The sequence below is a fragment of the Eubacterium sp. AF17-7 genome (genome assembly GCF_003461285.1).
Lineage (GTDB): Bacteria > Bacillota > Clostridia > Lachnospirales > Lachnospiraceae > Eubacterium_U > Eubacterium_U album.
Genome location: NZ_QTWU01000004.1, coordinates 151,597 through 172,220 on the forward strand (window position 1 = coordinate 151,597; position 20,624 = coordinate 172,220).

A 20,624-nucleotide genomic window follows, 5' to 3' on the forward strand; every position below is an offset into this window, starting at 1 on the left:
ATGAAACAGGAAAAAAGGGAGTACGGATATCGTAGTAATGCATATATAGACGGAAATACAGTTAGAAAAGAAGAAATAGTTCCAGAGAGAACAAGACGAGTATATAAAGATGGAAAAAGAGTATATGAGTCAGAAAGACAAATAAGAGAAAGGGAAAGAGCATTACATATGAATGGTTCATATGTATTTTTCCTTACAGGAGTATTTGCGGTATGTCTTGCAATGTGCTTTGGATATTTATATGTACAGTCAGAAATTTCTCAAACAAGAAGTGAAATTTCAAAATTAAAAACAGACATTAGCACAGTAGCTTCACAAAATGACTCATTAAATTATTCTATAAACAGTTGTATGGATACAAACAACATTTATAAAAAGGCAACACAGGAAATGGGTATGACGCAGGCTACAGATGAGCAGATAGTTTTCTACAAATCAAGCGATAGCGGTTATACCGTGCAGTATGGAGATATTCCGAAAGAATAAAAGATTATGGTAGAAAATAGAAGAAGACCGGCAAGACGGTCATATAAGAGAGCAGAATTTAATAAAGGAATGCAGAAAAAGCTAGCGATTGTATTTGTATTAATCATCCTAGCTTTATTTGCGTTATGTATAAGAATTGGATATTTGACAAAGGCAAAAGGAGATGAATATTCAATTAAGGTATTGGCACAGCAAGGTTATACAAGCAAGACACTTCCTTATAAAAGAGGAGACATTTTAGATAGAAATGGAAATGTGTTAGCGACAAGCGTTAAAGTATACAATCTTGTGATTGATTCAAAGGTAATTCTTAGCAACAAAAAGTATCTTGAACCAACAGTAAATGTTTTGACAAGATATTTTGACTTGAATAAAGATGAACTTACAAAAGGCATAAAAGAAAGAAAAGATAACAGTTACTGGGTAGTATTAAAGCAGTTAGAATACAAAGATATAGAAGGGTATAAGGATTATATTAATAAGGAAGAACCATCAAAAGAAGAAGCAAAGGAAATATCTTATGTAAAGGGTGTATGGTTTGAAGAAGAATATAAGAGAATGTATCCGTATAATTCATTAGCATGCAGCACTTTAGGATTTGTTAATAAAGATGGAAGTGCGAATATTGGAATTGAATCAAGTTATAATGATGTACTTTCAGGGCTTAACGGACGAGAATATGGATATGTAAATTCAGATAACAGTATGGAGACTGTAATTAAGGATCCTACTAATGGAGATACAGTTGTATCGACTATAGACATGAATATACAAAGAATTGTTCAAAAAGCAATAAAGAAATATATGAAAAAATATCAGCCAAAGAGACTTGCAGCAGTAATAGCAGACCCTAATACAGGTGAAATATTTGCTATGGCTGATAATACAACGTTTAATTTAAATGAACCATGGGATTTATCATTTAAATACACAGAACAGGAACAGGAAAATCTTTCAGAAAAAGAAATTTCTGATGCACTTAATTCAAGATGGAAAAACTTTTGTGTAAGTGATTCATTTGAACCGGGTTCAACAATTAAACCGTTTACTATTGCTGCGGCATATGAAGAAGGAAAAACTACAAGAAACAGCACATATTTTTGTGATGGATATGAAGTTGTAGGTGGATTTACTATTAGATGTCATGATGTTTCAGGACATGGAACAATCACAACAAAACAGGCATTGGCATATTCATGTAATGATGCTCTTATGAGAATCGGATTTGATTTAGGAGCAAAAAAATTAGTTGAATATCAGAGAAGATTTGGATTTGGTGCGAAAACAGGTATAGATTTACCAAGTGAAACAAGAGGACTTGTATATGATAGTAATATGGGTGCATCAAGTTTAGCTACTAATTCATTTGGACAGAATATCAATGTAAACATGATTCAAATGGTTGCAGGATTTTCTTCTTTAGTAAATGGCGGAAATTATTACGAACCACATGTAGTAAAAGAAGTTGTTTCAGAGGATGGAGAATTAATTGATAATTATTCAAAGACTTTAGTAAAGGAAACAGTAACTGATAAAACTTCTGATTTTATAAAAGAAGCGTTAAGAGCTGTAGTTACAGACGGAACAGGTAAAACAGCAGCTATTCCGGGATATACAATTGGTGGTAAAACAGGTACAGCAGAAAAGCATTATACAGATGGAAAGACAGGAAGAATTCCAGGAGAATATATCGTTTCATTTTTAGGATGTGCACCTGTTGAAAATCCTGAGGTAGTATGCTATACAATCATGGATTCTCCAAAAGAGGATACACAGTCCACAGCGTTTAGTACAGAATTTTGGACATATATTATGAAACAGGTACTTCCATATATGGGTGTTTCTCAGACTGAAGATGCAGGAAAAGATAAGGATATAACAAATACAAAAAAGAGTGATATAAAGGATAATTATTCTCAGGGAATAACACAGGAGGATATGCCTGTAGAAACACAGACAGAAAATCAAAATGATTATACAGGTGAAGAATAATTATTTATACAGAATATGTTTAAAATGACAGAATATATTAGTAGTAATCATTAAAAAAATGGTTATTTATGAAACTGGGTAAAGTAAGAACCAAGCAACGTAAAATGATGCTTATATATGTCTGCATAATATACATAATGATGTTAGGGGTATTTGGAAAACTTGTATATATAATGGTAGTTAAGGGTGAATATTATTCTCAGAAAGCTTTGGATGTGCAGGAAAGAGAACGTAGAATTAAAGCTGCCAGAGGAAAAATATTAGACAGAAATAATAATGTTATTGCGTCTAACAAAACTGTATGTACGATTTCGGTAATTCACAGACAGATTAGAGATACGGACGCAGTAATTAAGATGTTATGTGAAGAACTGGATTTAGAAGAAAAAGAAGTAAGAAAAAAAGTAGAAAAAGTAAGTGTAAGAGAAAAAATAAAGTCCAATGTGGATAAAGAAATAGGAGATAAAATACGAAGCTATGATTTTGACGGCGTAAAGGTTGACGAAGATTACAAAAGGTATTATCCTTATTCTTCGATGGCATCAAAAGTGTTAGGATTTACCGGAGCGGATAATCAGGGCATTGTAGGACTTGAGGTTAAATATGACAAATATCTTCAGGGCAAGGACGGACTCATTCTAACGCCTACTGACTCAAGGGGAATAGAGTTAGATACAGCATTAGAAGAAAGAGTTGAACCTGTACCCGGCTATAATCTGGTTACAGGAATAGATATAAATATTCAAAAATATTGTGAGCAAATAGCTTACAATGCATTAGGAGCAAAGCAGGCAAATTATGTTTCGGTGATAGTTATGAATCCTAAAAACGGAGAAATAATGGCCATGGTAAATGCACCGGAATTTGATTTGAACAATCCATATTCTCTTACAGAAGAATTTTCAAATGATACTTCCGGAAAATCAAAACAGGATTTACTTAATAATATGTGGAGAAATCAATGCATAAATGACACATATGAGCCGGGTTCTACGTTTAAAATTGTTACGGCAACCGCGGCTTTGTCAGAAAATCTTGTAAGTTTGGATTCGACATTTAATTGTCCGGGATTTGTAGTTGTAGATGACAGAAGGATAAGATGCCATAAGACTACCGGGCATGGAAGTCAGGATTTTGTACATGGAACCATGAATTCGTGCAATCCGGTATTTGTAAATGTTGGATTAAGAGTTGGAGTAAAAAAGTTTTATAATTATATGGATAAGCTTGGACTTTTAAAAACAACCGGAATTGATTTGCCTGGCGAAGCAGGAACAATTATTCATAAACAGAAAAATGTAGGGAATGTTGAATTAGCAACAATGTCATTTGGCCAGTCGTTTCAGATTACACCTGTACAGTTTTTGACTGCGGCAAGTGCCATAGTAAATGGAGGTAATTTGGTAACTCCACATTTTGGTGTTGAAATTCGAAATGAAAACAATGAAACAGTTAAAAAATTAAAATATAATGAAAAGAAAAATGTAATAAGCAAAGATGTTTCAGAAAAAATGAAATATATTTTGGAAAAAGTGGTTGCTGAAGGAACGGGAAATAAAGCACAGGTTGAAGGATATAGAATAGGTGGAAAGACCGCCACATCGCAGAAACTTCCAAGAAGTGCCAGAAAATATATAGCATCTTTTATGGCATTTGCACCTGCTAATGATCCACAGGTTATTGCGATGATAATTGTTGATGAACCGCAAGGAGTATATTATGGAGGAACAGTAGTTGGACCGTTAATGAAACAACTATATGAGAATATTTTACCGTATGTTGTTAAATAAAATATAATGCATACTTATTAAAAATGTGATATATATTTAATGCACGTAAATTAAATCGCTTTTCTATTTGTAAAGAAGTGATTATAATTATAAAAAAACAGAAAGAGGAGAAAAAATGGATACAAATATTATTTTTGGAATAATTATGTCATTTGTTATTAGCATAATTTTATGCCCTATAGTAATTCCAATATTAAAAAAAGTAAAATTTGGACAGTATATTAGAGAAGAAGGACCGGAGAGTCATAAAAGCAAAGCAGGAACACCTACAATGGGTGGAATGATTATTTTATTTAGTTTAATCGTAACATCTTTGTTTTTTATAAAAGATTATCCAAAGATTGTTCCAATATTATTTGTAACAATAGGATTTGGAATTGTAGGATTTTTAGATGACTTCATTAAAGTAGTTATGAAGAGAAATGAAGGCTTAAATCAGATACAGAAAATGTTGTGTGAAATTGTTATCACAGCAATATTCGCATTTTATATGGTAAAATATTCAGGAATGGGAACAGAAATTATAATTCCATTTACACATGGTCAGACAGTTGACATGGGATGGTTGTTTATACCAATGCTGTTCTTCGTTGTATTAGGAACTGTAAATGGAGCTAATTTTACAGATGGTTTAGATGGATTGGCCACAAGTGTTACATTAATGATAGCAGTATTTTTCATGGTGGTTTCAATAGGAACAAATAGTGGAATAGCACCAGTTACAGCAGCTTTAGCAGGTGCATTAATGGGATTCTTATTATTCAATGTATATCCTGCAAGAGTATTTATGGGAGACACAGGTTCCTTAGCACTTGGCGGATTTGTTGCTGCAACAGCATATATGATGAAAATGCCATTATTTATTTTGATAGTTGCATTTATTTATCTCATGGAAATAGTAACAGTTATGATGCAGGTTACATATTTCAAAATAACAAAGAAAATATATGGTCAGGGAAGAAGAATTTTCAAAATGACACCAATACATCATCATTTTGAAAAATGTGGATATATGGAAACACAGATAGTTGCAGCATTTACAGTTATAACAGCAGTATTATGCCTTTTAGGATATGTAGCATTATAAAATGACAATATAAATTAAAACGCTTAGAAAGGAGTAAATATGAAAACAGAGTACAATTCAGTTTCAGAAGATGAAATTGTTAAAACTAAAAAAGAAAAGAAATCTGTAAATTATTTTGACTATAGCCTTTTATGCGTTTTAATTTTTTTGATTTGCCTTGGATTTGTATTACTTTATAGTGCAAGTTCCTATTCGGCTCAGCTAGCTAAAGGCGATGCAAGTTATTATGTAAAAAGAGAAATTATATTTACTATTGCAGGAGGGGTTGTAGGTTGGTTTGTTATAAAAAATTCAAAGTTTTTTATAACACTTATGAATAGAATGGCAATGCCAATGTACATAGTTTCTATTGTTTGTGTTGTAATGGTTGTGGCAACACCTCTTGGAATCGAAAGAAATGGTGCAAAAAGATGGTTAGGATATGGAATATTTTCTTTCCAGCCGGCAGAATTTGTAAAATTTACGGTTATAGTGCTTACTGCAAGTCTGTTGTCAAAATGTTCACAAAAGGCGTTAAAGGATTACAGAAACATATGGCGCGTATATAGTTATACAATTGTAGCGACACTTTCAATCATGGTATTAACATCTAACTTAAGTTCAGCCATTATAATTGCAACAATACCGGCTATTATGATTTTAGTAGTAGGTGTGCCAAAGAAATTTGTTAAACAGGCGATATTTCTTGTAGCATTAGCAGCAATTCCAATGGGAGCATATTTAACATTACATGGTGATGGATTTAGATTGAATCGTATTTCGGTATGGCTAAATCCAGAAGATAATGCGGCTGATGGTGGATTTCAGGTGCTTCAGGGATTGTATGCCATAGGTTCAGGAGGATTATTTGGTAAAGGATTAGGACAGAGTGCACAGAAACTTGGTTTTGTTCCTGAAAGTGCAAATGATATGATTTTTTCAATTGTATGCGAAGAATTAGGATTGTTTGGAGCAGTTGCAATTATTGTTTTATTTGCATTTATAATAAGAAGAATGAGAATTATAGCAGGAAATGCACCGGATTTATTTTCGTCATTATTGGTTGTTGGTGTTATGGCACAAATATCAGTTCAGGTAGTGCTTAACATAGCGGTTGTAACAAATTCAATCCCGAACACAGGTGTATCCCTTCCGTTTATAAGTTATGGAGGAACATCAATATTGTTCCTGTTATATGAAATGTCACTTGTATTAGCTGTCTCAAAACAGATTAAGAGAATACAATAAGAAAAGGAGTTGATGCAGTTTTATGAGCAGAAAAATGGATAGAAAACGTGCGCAGATGAAAAAACAGCGTCAACATCGACATCAGACGCAGATAAAAAATCATCAGCAGGCGGAAAGAACCGAACAAAGACGAAGAAACGAAAGAGAAAATAGAGAAAGAAATGAAAGACGTCAGGAAGAGCTAAGACGTCAGGAACAGAGAAAGAAAAAACTTCAGGCTAAAAAGGCAGAAGAAAAAGAGAGAATTCTGCAGAAAAAAGCACAGGAAAGAGCAAGAAAGAACGAGGAGAAAGAAGAAAGGCGTATTCAAAAAGAAAGTAAAAAAAGAATACGTAAAATGCGATTTAGAAAGGCAACAAGAACTTTAAGAAAGGTGCTTAAAGTTGTTTTAAGTATTTCTGCAGTTGTGGCAGCGGTATTTTGCATTATATATTTTGGCTTTAAATTAAATTCCGTAGAAATGAAAGGAAATGAAATATACACACAGCAGGAATTGACGGATTACATATTTAAAGATGGAAAAAATAAAAATACATTTGTATTCTGGTTAAAAGCGAAAACCGGAATGGGAAAAGTGGAAATTCCGTTTTTAGATAAATATGATGTCAAAATGAAGTCACCATCAAAACTTCAAATATCGGTATATGAAAAAAGTCTAATTGGTTATGTGGAAAAAGATGGCATATATATTTATTTTGACAGAGACGGTGTTATAGAAAAATTAGCTACCGAGAAAATAAAAGGTATTCCAAATGTTGTTGGAATCGAAATTAATAATCCTAAATTGTATGAAAAATTTGAAGTTAAAGATGAAGATGTATATGATTTGCTACTGACTGTTTCCCAGGCAATTCAGAAATATAACTTTAATGTAAAGAAAATTGAAATTACAGAAGATGGACAGGCTTCTATTTACATAAAGAAAGTAAAAATTGAATTTGGAAAAGGCAGAGACTTAAATGAAAAAATGATAGATTTGAGTGATATGATTGATGGAGGACTTCTTAAGTATAAAGGAACTCTTAACATGAAGTCTTTGAGTACAGATGGAAGCGGATATACTTTAAAGGAAAATGAAACTAAGACATCATCCCAGAGTGAAAGTGAGAGTGTGGATAGTACAAATCAGGATGAAACACAAAATAATAGTAATCCGGTAAGTAATGAAGCAACAAATGAAGCAACAAATGAAGAAACTACAGCAGTTGAACGGTAAAAATTTAAAAATATTATTATTTTGTAAAAAAATTTGTTGATATTTTTTTCAAACGAATATATTATATATAATATATGCAATGAAGTAGATTTTTTGTCTACATTGTTGTATACTAATTGAGTTAGAGTATCGAGAATAATGAATGAAATGAAACGAAGGAGGACAAGCTCTTGATAGAAATCACAACAAATGAAACAGAAGCAGTTGCAAAGATTATCGTTATAGGCGTTGGTGGCGCAGGTAATAATGCTGTTAACCGTATGATAGATGAAAATATAGGTGGAGTAGAATTTATTGGTGTAAATACAGATGCACAGGCATTAAAGAGATGTAAAGCACCAACAACATTACAGATTGGTGAAAAGGTAACTAAGGGACTTGGTGCAGGAGCTAAGCCTGAAGTTGGTGAAGCAGCAGCAGAAGAGAATGTTGAAGAATTAGCTCAGTTAATCAAGGGAGCAGACATGGTGTTTGTTACTTGTGGTATGGGCGGTGGAACAGGTACAGGAGCTGCACCTGTTGTTGCAAGAATCGCTAAGGAACAGGGCGTACTTACAGTAGGTGTTGTTACAAAGCCATTTAGATTTGAAGCTAAGACAAGAATGAACAATGCATTAGCAGGAGTAGAAAGATTAAAGGAAAATGTTGATACTTTAATTGTTATTCCTAATGATAAATTACTTGAAATCGTTGATAGAAGAACAACAATGCCTGAAGCATTAAAGAAAGCTGATGAAGTATTACAGCAGTCAGTACAGGGTATTACAGACTTAATTAATGTACCTGCATTAATTAACCTTGACTTTGCTGATGTACAGACAGTTATGAGAGATGCAGGTATTGCACATATCGGTATCGGTTCAGCAAGTGGTGATGAAAAAGCTAACGAAGCAGTTCAGATGGCTGTAACATCTCCATTACTTGAAACAACAATTGAAGGTGCTAAGCACGTTATCGTTAATATTACAGGTGATGTATCACTCTTTGAAGCTAATGAAGCAGCAAGTTATGTTCAGGAATTAGCAGGTGAAGATGCTAATATCATCTTTGGTGTTCGCTATGATGATACATATCCTGATGAATGTTCAATTACTGTTATGGCTACAGGAATTGATCAGGGTAGTGCAATCACAGCTAATCCATTTGCAACAGGAAAAACAACAAGACCTTTTGGTGGAATATCAGGTGCATCAACAATTAAGCCATTTACATCAAGCCAGCCGATAAAACCACAGCCAACAGTAGAACCAAGAGAATTAAAGATTCCTGATTTCTTACAGAACAAATAAATTAGATTAAAATATATAAAAGAGACAGACTCGTATTTGATATAGGTCTGTCTCTTTTTGCGTTCAACTTGACAAATAACTACACTACAACTATGCTACATTATATGAGTAATGTAGTAGGAGAAACATAATGGATATTAATGAAAATAGTATGGTCCCTATTTATGTTCAAATTGCAGATGCTATAGAAGACGATATTTTATCAGGTAAACTCGAAGAAGGAGAATCATGTTATTCACAATTGGTTTTGGCAAAGGAATTGCATGTTAATCCGGCAACAGCTGCAAAGGGAATAAATCTTCTTGTCAACAGAGGAATTTTAATTAAGAAAAGAGGTCAGGCAATGACCATTGCAGTTAATGCTAAAAAACTTGTTGAAGACAGAAAACGAAAAGAAGAGATGACTAAGATAGTAGATGACCTGGTTCGCTGGGGAAAAAGATTATCGATGTCTAAACAGGAAGTGATTGAGCTGATAGAAGAAAAATATAAGGAGATAGGGCAGTAATGAGTAATGAGATTAAAATAGAAAATCTGAAATTTGGATATGGATATAAAAGTAAAAAGATATTCAATGGTTTAAATGTTAGCATAGCACCGGGACAAATAGTTGGAATAGTTGGAAGAAATGGTGAAGGAAAGACAACATTGATGAAGCTTATAGCAGGAAAACTCAGTCCCGATGAAGGAAGTGTATTAATTGATGACAGGGATCCGGCAACTGACATTGAGACTGCTAATAAAATAATCTATGCATCAAGCACTTATAATACTGAGAGCAGATCAAAGTTAAAAGATATACTTCAATATCATAAATTAATGTATAAGAATTTTGATATTAATTTTGCAAATAAGTTAATGGATGTTTTTGATATAGAACAGAACAAAAGGATAGGACGTTTGTCGAAAGGTCAGACAACAATATTTAATTTTATATGTGCAATTGCTTCAAGAGCAGAAATTACAATTTTAGATGAACCTGTATCGGGAGCGGATTCTGTAAGAAGAAAACAGATATACGATATTATATTACGTGATTATATAGAATATCCAAGAACAATATTAATTTCAAGTCATTTGCTATCAGAGATGGAAAATATACTTGCAAATATATGTATGATTGGGGCTGGACAGATTCTTTATAATGGCGATGTAGATGAAATGAAACATAAAGCATTTAAGGTAAAAGGAACAAGACAGCAGGTAACTGAATTTGTAAAAGATAAGAAAGTTATTTTTAAACAATTATGTGAGACTAATAATATGGCTGTTGTGGAAGAAGATTTCAGTAAAGCGGTTATGGATGATATTAAAGATAAGGGACTTATCGCAGAAAGATTATCCGCAGAAGAATTTTATATGTATAGGACAACTGTAAATTTAGGAGAGGATTTAGAAAAATTATGGGAAAAATAGAGCGTAAAAATGTATTAGATTTGTATAAATTACGACTCAGGATGTTTAAAGTAAAACAAATAATGATGCTTATAATACCGGTAACGTTCTGCATGGAAATAGATTGGATCTTGAGCCTTTTGGTATATAATTTTGACCAAGAAAATAGGGATGTAATATTCGATTATGTGGGACTGTCCGGAAAGTTTGCAATTGCTTTGCCTATTATATTTATAGTGGTAATGACATATACATCTTCTTTTTATAAAGGGTATGTGAATAGTTATCCATGTAATAGTAAAACCATATATTTATCCCATTTTTTAGCAATGAATACAATAGGAATATTGTGGTTGTCACAATGTATGATAAATATGGTATTAGGATATGGAGTAGCAAAACTGATAGAACATTATAATGATAAATTAGTTATTGTTGATGAAATGGTAGTAAAAAATGTATTGCTATTTTTTATTGCAGGAATAATGTTGATAGTGTTTATTATATGTATTATGCAGTTAATTAGTACAATATTTAGAAAAAGTATATTAGCTTCTGTAATAATAATTGCATTATTTGTATCGGTTTTTATTTGGCAGAAAAATAATATTATTTTTGATATAGCAAAGGCTGTAATTAACTTTTATTGTGTTGAAAATAATATATGCTTATACATATGTAAAATATTAATTACATCAGTTGTTTGTTTTAGTGCGGGATTTTGGCTTGAAGTAAATGTTAAAGATAGAAAAATTGATAATAAAGCAATTAGTGCAGTATTATTTGGAATTGTACTGATGGCAGCAATTATGGGAATATCGTATATAACTTTTGAAAATGTTAATACTTATGATGATAATCCGGTAGAAACTAAAAGATATCAATTAAACATTTCAAATGATGTAAAGATTAGCATTGATGATGACATTGAAAATCAAATGATGATACATGGTTATACAGTTTCAGCATCGGATAATGGAGAAACCAAGCCTTATGTAGAAATAGTAAGACATGCACCGGAGATACCTAAAGATAATGTTAAGGATATATATGAAGATTTGGAATTTGATGTATACATAAAGAATAATAAACTTTATATAAAAAGCAAACGAAAAAATAAAATGTATTTAATATTGTCTAATGATGTATTTTTAGGTAATTATACAAATATATTTAATCACAATATTAATTCGTATAATACTGATGTTGAAAATTACTGTTTTTCAAGTTATGAAGTAAATGTATATCTTCCTGAAAAAAATATAGAGCAGGAAGAAAGTGTAGGATGGGATTAAAACATAAATTATAGTAATAAATAAAAACTGGTATTGTCTAAAAATGCTAAAATGGATATTTAGACAGTATCAGTTTTTTTGTATTATGTAAAAGTAAAAAAGATATATCAAATTAGAAGCCTAAATATAAAAGAGAATAGGTTGAATTTACAGACGCGTTTGTAATCCTAAAAATAAATACAAATAAAGGTATTATAAGGAGAGCAAAAATGGCAAATAAAAGATATGAACTTAATAAGGAATTAGCACAGATGTTAAAGGGTGGAGTAATTATGGATGTTACAACACCGGAACAGGCAAAGATAGCAGAAGAAGCAGGAGCATGTGCGGTAATGGCACTTGAAAGAATTCCGGCAGATATTAGAGCAGCAGGTGGTGTAGCAAGAATGAGTGACCCTGCAATGATTAAAGGAATTCAGGAAGCAGTTTCAATTCCTGTCATGGCAAAGTGCAGAATCGGTCATTTTGCTGAAGCTCAGATTTTAGAAGCAATTGAAATCGATTACATAGATGAAAGTGAAGTGTTATCACCGGCAGATGATGTATTCCATATTGATAAGACAAAATTTAATGTTCCATTCGTATGTGGCGCAAAGGATTTAGGAGAAGCTTTAAGAAGAATCAATGAAGGTGCTTCAATGATTAGAACAAAAGGAGAACCTGGAACAGGTGATGTTGTTCAGGCAGTGCGTCATATGAGAATGATGAATCAGGAAATTGCCAGAATCGGATCAATGAGAGAAGATGAATTATACGAAGTAGCAAAAGAATTAAGAGTTCCATATGATTTAGTATTATATGTTCATGAAAATCACAGACTTCCGGTTGTTAACTTTGCAGCAGGTGGAGTTGCAACTCCTGCAGATGCAGCTTTAATGATGCAGTTAGGAGCAGAAGGTGTATTTGTAGGATCAGGTATATTTAAATCAGGAAATCCTAAGAAACGTGCTCAGGCTATAGTAAAGGCTGTAACAAACTACAATGATTATGAAATGCTTGCTGAATTATCAGAAGATTTAGGTGAGGCCATGGTTGGAATTAACGAGCAGGAAATTGAACTTTTAATGGCAAAAAGAGGAGAATAATATAATTTTAAAATGTAAATTTTAGATTATATCTGATACTAAAATGTAAGGAGGCATACAATGAAAGTTGCAGTACTTGCAGTGCAGGGCGCATTTATAGAACATGAAAAAATGCTTGAAAAGTTAGGGGTAGAATGCATTGAACTTCGTAAAAAAGAAGATTTGGATAAAGAATTTGATGGCATTATACTTCCAGGGGGAGAGAGTACAGTTCAGGGTAAATTAATCAAAGAACTTGGAATGGAAGACGAAATAAAAAATAAAATAAAAAAAGGACTTCCGGTACTTGCAACATGTGCAGGAATGATACTTTTAGCTGAAGAAATAGCAAATGATGATAAAGTTCATTTAGGACTGTTGCCTGTAAAAGTAAAGAGAAATGCTTATGGAAGACAATTAGGCAGCTTTTATACGGAAGAAGAAATGAAGGGGATAGGAAAGGTCCCAATGACATTTATCAGGGCTCCATATGTGGAAGCAGTTAAATGTGGCACAGAAATTATAGCTGTGGTAAATGAAAAAATTGTAGCCGTAAAATACAATAATATGTTAGCAATGTCATTTCATCCTGAATTAAATGAGAGTGATAAAATACATAAATATTTCGTAGATATGATAATAAATAATAAATAAAATTTACTTTTATTTATTAAAGATTAAAGATGTCATGAAATCAGATTTTACGTTTTAAGAAAAATACATTTACATTTTTTGTAAATGTATTTTTTTATTACACGAGAGTTCGACAAATTTTTCGGGGATTTAAGTATATAATGGCTTTACCATTTGGAGGTGAAGGATGCATGTAATATATGTAGACGTGTATTTTGCAATAAACTTTCTAATGGATTTTATTATTTTAGTTGTTGCAAAACAGATACTTAACTTTAAAGGAAAAATAGAGGTACGAACAGCAATCAGATGTGTTATCGCAGCTTTATTTGGAGCAACTTACAGTGTAATAATATTAGTGCTTAAAGTAAAATACGGAGTGTTGCAAATATTATTTACATGGCTGGTTGTCCCATACATAATGACCGGAATTGCGTTTAATAACAGAAAGTTATCTGGAATAAAAATGCTGACTGTTGTATATTGTGTTACTTTTGTGTTGAATGGGGTGGTATCAATGCTTAGCAGCTATAGTTTTTGGGGGAAAACAGTGGCACAGGCAAAAACACAGGAACACAAAAAATTAAATGTACTAATGCTGATGTTTGGAATAGTAATTGGATGTCTGTTAATGAAGGTGGCAGTTTATCAAATGCTAAACAAACTCAAGATCCGCAAAAATCTGTATAATGTACGAATTGTAAATGGCGATTCAAAGATAGAAACAGTCGCTTTAGAAGATACAGGAAATAGTTTAAGAGAACCGTACAAAGGCAGACCGGTATCTGTTTTGCAATACAATGTAATAAAACAAATTTTAACCGGAAATGAGAAATGTTTTCTTATTCCATTCAAATCAGTTGGAAGTCAAAATGGAATATTGACGGGAATTACTGTTGATTATATGGAAATTAAAAATAGAGACATTAATTTGAAAATTTCAAATCCGGTATTAGGAATTTATAAAGGAATGTTTAATAACGATAAAAAATATCAGATGCTTTTAAATTCTGAATTTATTCTACATAATAGTGAAACAAATCAAAAACAAATAGGCGATTGCGAGAATTGTAATACACGCTCACAATTTTGAAACAAAGTAAATAGATGATTGCGAAATTGCAATGCATGTCCACAATTAAAAATAAAAGAGAGGAGAGAAAAATTGCTTAAAAATTTAAATGTGATTCCTGTGCTTACCAGATGGATACTTTCAGATGAGTCTAATGAAGTACATTATATCGGAGGACCGGATGTGCTTCCGGCTCCACTTGAGGGTGAAGAAGAGGCGAAACAGCTAGAAAAATTAATAAATGAAAATGATGAATCAGCAAGAAGAATGTTGATAGAACATAATTTGAGACTGGTTGTATACATAGCAAAAAAATTTGATAATACAGGGGTAGGCGTAGAAGATTTGATATCAATAGGAACAATTGGTCTTATTAAAGGAATAAATACGTTTAAGACAGATAAAAACATAAAACTTGCTACATATGCATCACGTTGTATTGAAAATGAAATACTAATGTATTTGAGAAGAAACAATAAAACAAAACTTGAAGTATCTATAGATGAGCCTTTAAATGTTGACTGGGATGGTAATGAACTTTTGCTTTCGGACATTCTTGGAACAGATGAGGACGTTATATCAAGAGGACTTGAAAATGAAGTGGAGAAAAGTCTGTTAAAAAAAGCAATTGAAAAATTAAATAAACGTGAAAAATCAATAGTGGAAATGAGATTTGGACTAAATAATAAAGATGGGGAGGAGATGACACAGAAGGAAGTCGCAGATTTTCTTGGAATATCACAATCGTACATATCAAGATTAGAAAAAAAGATAATGAATCGACTAAAAAAAGAAATTGTAAAATATGAATAATGTATAAAGAGCCGTGTTTTTGTTAATCATTTAAATGTAATACAAATTGACAAATATTTGTTTGTTGATAAGAAGTAATTGAATGATTTGGAGGAAAATATGGCTCTTTTTAAAGTGGAAATAAGTGGAGTAAACACGACACAATTACCGTTACTGACAAATGAAGAAAAAACTGAACTTTTTAAAGAGATAAAAAAAGGAAACAAAGAAGCAAGGGAAAGGTACATTCAGGGGAATTTGAGACTTGTGCTAAGTATTATTCAGAGATTTTCGGGAAGCAATGAAAATATGGATGATTTGTTTCAGATTGGATGCGTTGGACTTATAAAAGCAGTTGACAATTTTGATGACACATTAAATGTAAAGTTTTCAACTTATGCAGTACCTATGATTGCAGGAGAACTAAAGAGATTTTTAAGAGATAATGCATCAATCAGAGTAAGCAGGTCGATAAAAGATACAGCGTATAAAGCTATTTATGCTAAAGAGCGTATAATGAAGACAAGCAATAAAGAACCAACCATAAGTGAAATATCCAAAGAAATTGGAGCTACATCTGAAGAAGTTATATATGCCTTAGATGCAATACAAAGTCCGGTATCTTTATTTGACCCGGTATATGACCAGGGAGGAGATACTTTGTATGTGATGGACCAGATAAGTGATAAAAAAAATAAAGAAGAAAAATGGGTAGATAGAATAGCTCTTGCTGAAGCAATTAAAGGGCTACCGGAAAGAGAAAAAGAAATAATAGACTTAAGATTTTTTAAGGGAAAAACACAAATGGAAATAGCTGATGAAATAGGAATTTCTCAGGCACAGGTAAGCAGACTTGAAAAAAATGCGATAAAGGCAATGAAGCATTATATGCGATAAGGAGTGATAAAACGCTATATGGGATAAAAATGTAAGGCAATATATGTAATAATGATAAAAAAATAGATGACATGGAAATACAAAATAATATATCAGTTAAAATAATAAAACACTATATAAGATATAATCATAAAATATAAATTTTTCTCATAAAATAAAAAAAAGACTGCAGAGCAAAAATGAGAATATGTGAGTTAAAACAGAAAGAAGTAATTAATTGTTGTGACTGTAAAATGATAGGCTCGGTAGAAGACTTGGAATTTGATATTTGCACAGGATGTATAGAAGCACTGATTGTGCCCGGGCCTACAAAATTCTGTAATCTTATATGTAGCGATTTTGAATATATAATTCCTGTAAAATGTGTAAAGCAGATTGGGGATGATATTATTTTGGTTAGTGTAGACTTAGATGATGTAAAGCATAAGTACAAAACGTCTTGACCAGATAACTAATTCTTTTTATAATCAATTTATGACTGGAATTAAGTATTAGGAGGCAGAATATGAAGTGTCCATTTTGTGGAGAAGAAAATACAAAGGTAATTGATTCAAGACCGGCAGAAGAGAATAATTCTATCAGACGCCGAAGACAATGTGAGGTATGTGGTAAGCGTTTTACTACATATGAAAAAGTAGAAACAATACCGCTTATCGTTATAAAGAAGGATGATAACAGAGAACCTTATGATAGAAGCAAGATAGAGAGGGGAATTGTACGTTCATGTCATAAAAGACCTGTATCTTATGATCAGATAGTATCTACGGTTGAAGAAATAGAGGCAGAGATATTTAATAAAGAAGAAAAAGAGATTTCAAGTAATGAGATCGGTGAAATCGTTATGGATAAAATAAAAGAATTAGACCAGGTTGCATATGTAAGATTTGCTTCTGTATATAGAGAATTTAAAGATGTAAATACATTTATGGATGAGTTAAAGAAGTTTTTAAATTAGTGCATCTTATGATGTAGAAATATTTTAAATTAGAGCATCTGGATGATGTGGAAACATAGTTAAGTAAAGATAGAACGCAGGAGAAAAATATGCTTGAAAGATTTTACCCAAATGAATATGTAAATTCTGTAGAAGATATAGATTTTGACATGTATTATAAACAGGGGATAAGAGGAGTGATATTTGATATTGACAATACATTAGTTCCTCATGGACATCCCGCTACAGATAAGAGTATTGAATTTTTTGAAAAATTAAGAAAAATAGGACTTGATACGTGTCTTATTTCAAATAACCAGGAACCAAGAGTTGAGCCATTCGCTTATGCAGTTAAGTCAAAATACATATTTGATGCACATAAACCTTCAACTAGGAACTATAAAAAAGCGATGGAATTAATGCACACAGATGTAGATTCTACAATATTTGTAGGCGACCAGATATTCACAGATGTGTATGGCGCAAACAGAACAGGAATCCAGAGTGTGATGGTTAAAAAAATCGATAAAAAAGAAGAAATTCAAATAGTTTTAAAAAGAATTCCTGAAAAATTTATTTTATGGCGTTGGAAAAAGAAAATGTCTAAAACCGATATGAGTAAATAGTATAAATCATAAGTTTATATGAGTCTGATAAATTGATTATACAACCCTAAATTATATAAATATTGAAAATGTGAGATTTGTTTTATTGAATAATAAAAAAATTACGGATGATATTGAAAAAATTATATCATCCGTAATGAATAAAATAATTCATTTTAAAATTTATTGTTCAAAATTAATTGATAATATTTCTAAAAAAACTTTGATTTGATTTCATTAACAGGCATTTCTTTCCCTGTCCAAAGCTTAAAGGCTTCAGCCCCCTGATATAAAAGCATATATAAACCATTGAATACAGGGCAACCTATTTCTTTACTCATTTTCATAAGTTTTGTTTCGAGTGGGTTATAAACAATATCAGAAACAATTAATTCAGGATGTAAAAAGGAACTGTCTTTAATAACACAAGAGTAGGTATTTGGCGCCATACCAAGAGAAGTTCCGTTAGTTAAAATTGTGCTTGAATCCAATGACTTCTTTAAAGAAGTTTCGTCATTTAAATCATAGAGAGAAACTTTAGCTGAAGTAACTTTATTCAACTTGTCAATTAAAATCTGAGCTTTATCAAAATTAGTTCCGGGTCTGTTGTAAACATCGATTTCTTTCACGCCATCTATTGCAGCCTGAACAAGAATTGAAGATGCAGCACCACCGGCACCCATTAATGTCATTTTACCTCCAATTATATCAAATCCGGCATCCTTAACAGATTGCATATATCCAATTCCGTCAGTATTGTGACCAATAAATTTTCCGTCTTGATTAACAACTGTGTTTACAGCACCTATTAACTTTGCTGCAAGAGATAAATCATCACATAATTCCCACATTTTTATTTTGTCAGGCATTGTACAGTTGAATCCGGAAACTCCTAATGTTCGTAGACCTTCAACTGCTGATTCCATATTATTTTCATCCACATCAAAGCATAAATATACATAATCTAAACCTAAAAGTCGAAAGGCTTCATTGTGCATTGCGGGTGATTTGCTATGTGCAACAGGACTGCCAAGAAGTCCTGTAAGTTTTGTTGACCCTGTAATATTTATATTTTCCATTGTAGTACCTCCGTTGTAATTATTTGAGCCGGTATATTTTTGTTCAATAAACTTTATTACGGTTATTGTTGGATACTTTTATAATTCTAATTTAGTTGATATATGCTGAATTAATTCAACACCATATATTATGATACATAAATTTGAAAACAAATGGAAGTGGGTTTTAATAAATGCCGGGTATTTTTCTAAATGATATACGCTATTACTGCGTGTAAATGTAAAATAACTTCAATAACAAACAGCATTTAGAAAGTTTTAGTTAGTTATGCAAATGTCATTTAGACATTTTTGCTCTTTTATATAAAAATCATATATGTTATAATGTACGTCAAATGCCGTAATTTAAACAGATGGCAAATAATGTAAAAGGAGGAATAATTCCGAAAAAGGAATTAGAAGAAAAATGAAACAAATTAAGGTCGGAAACCTTGAACTTAGCGACGGTCACCCCAAAGTGTGCGTACCGATAGTAGGCGAAAATCACGATGAAGTGATAGAACAGGCAAAAAAAGTTGTGGAGATGAATCCGGATATAATCGAATGGAGATGTGATTTCTTTGACAGCGTTTATATTGATGAAGTGGAGAATATGCTGATAGATTTGCGTGAGGTAATTAAAGATATACCATTAATCTTTACTTTCAGAACAGATGGCGAAGGTGGAAAAAAATTTATCTCAAACAACAGTTATTATGATTTGAATGTTCAGGTAGCTAAGACAGGACTGGCTGAATTAATAGATGTAGAAGCCTACTCTAAAGATTCAATTGCCTTAGATATGATAGAGGAAATACATAAGGCGGGAGCAAAAGTAATTGGTTCAAATCATCATTTTAATGAAACGCCGTCAAGAGAAAAGATAGTGGAAACATTAATGACGATGGAAGAACTTGGAGCAGATATATGTAAAATGGCAGTAATGCCAAGTTGCGAAGAGGATGTTAAGGAACTCGTATATGGTTCTATTGAGGCAAATGAAAAAATGATAGCACCTATAGTTACAATGTCAATGGGAGAATTAGGCGCAGTAACAAGAGTATGTGGAAAGACAACAGGCTCAGTAATAACATTTGCGGCAGGTGTAAATACATCAGCACCGGGACAAATGACAATTAAACAGGTTAGAAATATATTAGGTATTAATTGTGATGATATCAAAGATAAAAATATATTTATGATTGGCTTTATGGGCACGGGAAAAACTACAATATCAAATGCGTTAGGCTATATTACAGGAATGCCGGTTGTTGATATTGATAAATACATAGAAGAACAGGAAAATATGTCTATAAGTGATATATTTGAAAAAAATGGGGAAGAATATTTTAGAAAACTTGAAACAAAAGCTTTAGAAGAGATGCAAATTAATGCAGGAAAAATAGTATCATGCGGTGGTGGAGTTGTTCTTAAAGATGAAAATATAGAAATAATGAAAGAAGGCGGAAGAACAGTACTTCTCACGGCAGAACCGAAAACTATTTATGACCGCATATGCGAAAATAAAGACAGACCACTTTTGAATAATCATATGACAGTAGAATATATAGAAAAAATGATTGCTGACAGAGAAAAAAGATATCAAAAGGCAGCTCAGGTTTCTATAGCAACAGATGGAAAAAGCAGAGTTGAAATCTGTGGTGAGATTTTAGAGCGTATAAGTTTTTAGCATAGGATAAAGATATAGTATTAGAAAGAAAATGAAAATCCGATAGGTTTTGATATGCTCCCTGTCAAGTAGACAGATGAAATATCTAAAAATAAGTACAGA

General features: G+C 32.1%; 20 protein-coding genes. 19 read left to right on the forward strand and 1 reads right to left on the reverse strand.

Going from position 1 to position 20,624, the window contains the following annotated elements; translation table 11 throughout:
• The 18 genes from DWW96_RS06445 (at position 1) to DWW96_RS06530 (ending at position 17,795) form a co-directional block, all read left to right on the forward strand.
• Positions 1-486, forward strand: a complete 486-nt coding sequence (locus DWW96_RS06445; protein WP_117909837.1) for a cell division protein FtsL — start codon at positions 1-3, stop codon at positions 484-486.
• A 6-nt stretch (positions 487-492) separates the two neighbouring features.
• The gene (locus DWW96_RS06450; RefSeq protein ID WP_117909838.1) at positions 493-2,478 is read left to right on the forward strand and encodes a penicillin-binding protein 2; all 1,986 of its coding nucleotides are present in this window, start codon (positions 493-495) and stop codon (positions 2,476-2,478) included.
• Positions 2,479-2,546: 68 nt separating this feature from the next.
• Complete coding sequence (locus DWW96_RS06455) at positions 2,547-4,268, forward strand: penicillin-binding transpeptidase domain-containing protein (RefSeq protein WP_347496334.1); 1,722 nt, start codon at positions 2,547-2,549, stop codon at positions 4,266-4,268.
• 115 nt (positions 4,269-4,383) lie between these two features.
• Positions 4,384-5,355, forward strand: coding sequence for a phospho-N-acetylmuramoyl-pentapeptide-transferase (gene mraY, locus DWW96_RS06460; RefSeq protein WP_022088210.1), 972 nt, complete (start codon positions 4,384-4,386; stop codon positions 5,353-5,355).
• A gap of 39 nt (positions 5,356-5,394) precedes the next feature.
• Positions 5,395-6,582, forward strand: coding sequence for a putative peptidoglycan glycosyltransferase FtsW (locus DWW96_RS06465; protein WP_117909840.1), 1,188 nt, complete (start codon positions 5,395-5,397; stop codon positions 6,580-6,582).
• 22 nt (positions 6,583-6,604) lie between these two features.
• Positions 6,605-7,798 (forward strand): cell division protein FtsQ/DivIB, encoded by a 1,194-nt coding sequence (locus DWW96_RS06470; protein ID WP_117909841.1) that lies wholly within the window; start codon positions 6,605-6,607, stop codon positions 7,796-7,798.
• Positions 7,799-7,968: 170 nt separating this feature from the next.
• Positions 7,969-9,087: a cell division protein FtsZ gene (gene ftsZ / locus DWW96_RS06475; RefSeq protein WP_117909842.1), complete on the forward strand. Its 1,119-nt coding sequence runs from the start codon at positions 7,969-7,971 to the stop codon at positions 9,085-9,087.
• A 130-nt stretch (positions 9,088-9,217) separates the two neighbouring features.
• The gene (locus tag DWW96_RS06480; RefSeq protein ID WP_117909843.1) at positions 9,218-9,595 is read left to right on the forward strand and encodes a GntR family transcriptional regulator; all 378 of its coding nucleotides are present in this window, start codon (positions 9,218-9,220) and stop codon (positions 9,593-9,595) included.
• Positions 9,595-10,503 (forward strand): ABC transporter ATP-binding protein, encoded by a 909-nt coding sequence (locus tag DWW96_RS06485; protein ID WP_117909844.1) that lies wholly within the window; start codon positions 9,595-9,597, stop codon positions 10,501-10,503. Before DWW96_RS06480 ends, DWW96_RS06485 begins: the two co-directional genes overlap by 1 nt.
• Entirely contained in the window at positions 10,491-11,777 is a 1,287-nt protein-coding gene (locus tag DWW96_RS06490; protein ID WP_117909845.1) for a hypothetical protein, read from the forward strand. Before DWW96_RS06485 ends, DWW96_RS06490 begins: the two co-directional genes overlap by 13 nt.
• A gap of 209 nt (positions 11,778-11,986) precedes the next feature.
• Positions 11,987-12,862 carry a pyridoxal 5'-phosphate synthase lyase subunit PdxS gene (pdxS, locus tag DWW96_RS06495; RefSeq protein ID WP_117909846.1) on the forward strand — a complete coding sequence of 292 codons (876 nt, stop codon included), beginning with the start codon at positions 11,987-11,989 and terminating at the stop codon, positions 12,860-12,862.
• Between the two features lie 60 nt (positions 12,863-12,922).
• The gene (pdxT, locus tag DWW96_RS06500; protein WP_117909847.1) at positions 12,923-13,495 is read left to right on the forward strand and encodes a pyridoxal 5'-phosphate synthase glutaminase subunit PdxT; all 573 of its coding nucleotides are present in this window, start codon (positions 12,923-12,925) and stop codon (positions 13,493-13,495) included.
• Between the two features lie 166 nt (positions 13,496-13,661).
• Entirely contained in the window at positions 13,662-14,567 is a 906-nt protein-coding gene (locus DWW96_RS06505) for a sigma-E processing peptidase SpoIIGA (protein WP_117909848.1), read from the forward strand.
• Between the two features lie 90 nt (positions 14,568-14,657).
• Positions 14,658-15,359, forward strand: a complete 702-nt coding sequence (gene sigE, locus DWW96_RS06510; protein ID WP_243003032.1) for an RNA polymerase sporulation sigma factor SigE — start codon at positions 14,658-14,660, stop codon at positions 15,357-15,359.
• Between the two features lie 99 nt (positions 15,360-15,458).
• Positions 15,459-16,235, forward strand: coding sequence for an RNA polymerase sporulation sigma factor SigG (gene sigG, locus DWW96_RS06515; protein WP_022088199.1), 777 nt, complete (start codon positions 15,459-15,461; stop codon positions 16,233-16,235).
• 179 nt (positions 16,236-16,414) lie between these two features.
• Positions 16,415-16,678: a PRC-barrel domain-containing protein gene (locus tag DWW96_RS06520; RefSeq protein WP_117909849.1), complete on the forward strand. Its 264-nt coding sequence runs from the start codon at positions 16,415-16,417 to the stop codon at positions 16,676-16,678.
• A gap of 62 nt (positions 16,679-16,740) precedes the next feature.
• Complete coding sequence (gene nrdR / locus DWW96_RS06525) at positions 16,741-17,190, forward strand: transcriptional regulator NrdR (RefSeq protein ID WP_022088197.1); 450 nt, start codon at positions 16,741-16,743, stop codon at positions 17,188-17,190.
• Positions 17,191-17,279: 89 nt separating this feature from the next.
• On the forward strand, positions 17,280-17,795 hold the full coding sequence (locus DWW96_RS06530) for a YqeG family HAD IIIA-type phosphatase (RefSeq protein ID WP_117909850.1): 516 nt from the start codon (positions 17,280-17,282) through the stop codon (positions 17,793-17,795).
• A 191-nt stretch (positions 17,796-17,986) separates the two neighbouring features.
• Here DWW96_RS06530 and DWW96_RS06535 read toward each other — a convergent pair whose 3' ends face one another.
• Positions 17,987-18,853, reverse strand: a complete 867-nt coding sequence (locus tag DWW96_RS06535) for a shikimate dehydrogenase (RefSeq protein WP_117909851.1) — start codon at positions 18,851-18,853, stop codon at positions 17,987-17,989.
• 406 nt (positions 18,854-19,259) lie between these two features.
• On the opposite strand from DWW96_RS06535, the gene aroD reads away from it, so the two are divergent.
• Complete coding sequence (gene aroD, locus DWW96_RS06540) at positions 19,260-20,522, forward strand: type I 3-dehydroquinate dehydratase (protein WP_117909852.1); 1,263 nt, start codon at positions 19,260-19,262, stop codon at positions 20,520-20,522.
• Positions 20,523-20,624 lie beyond the last annotated feature (102 nt).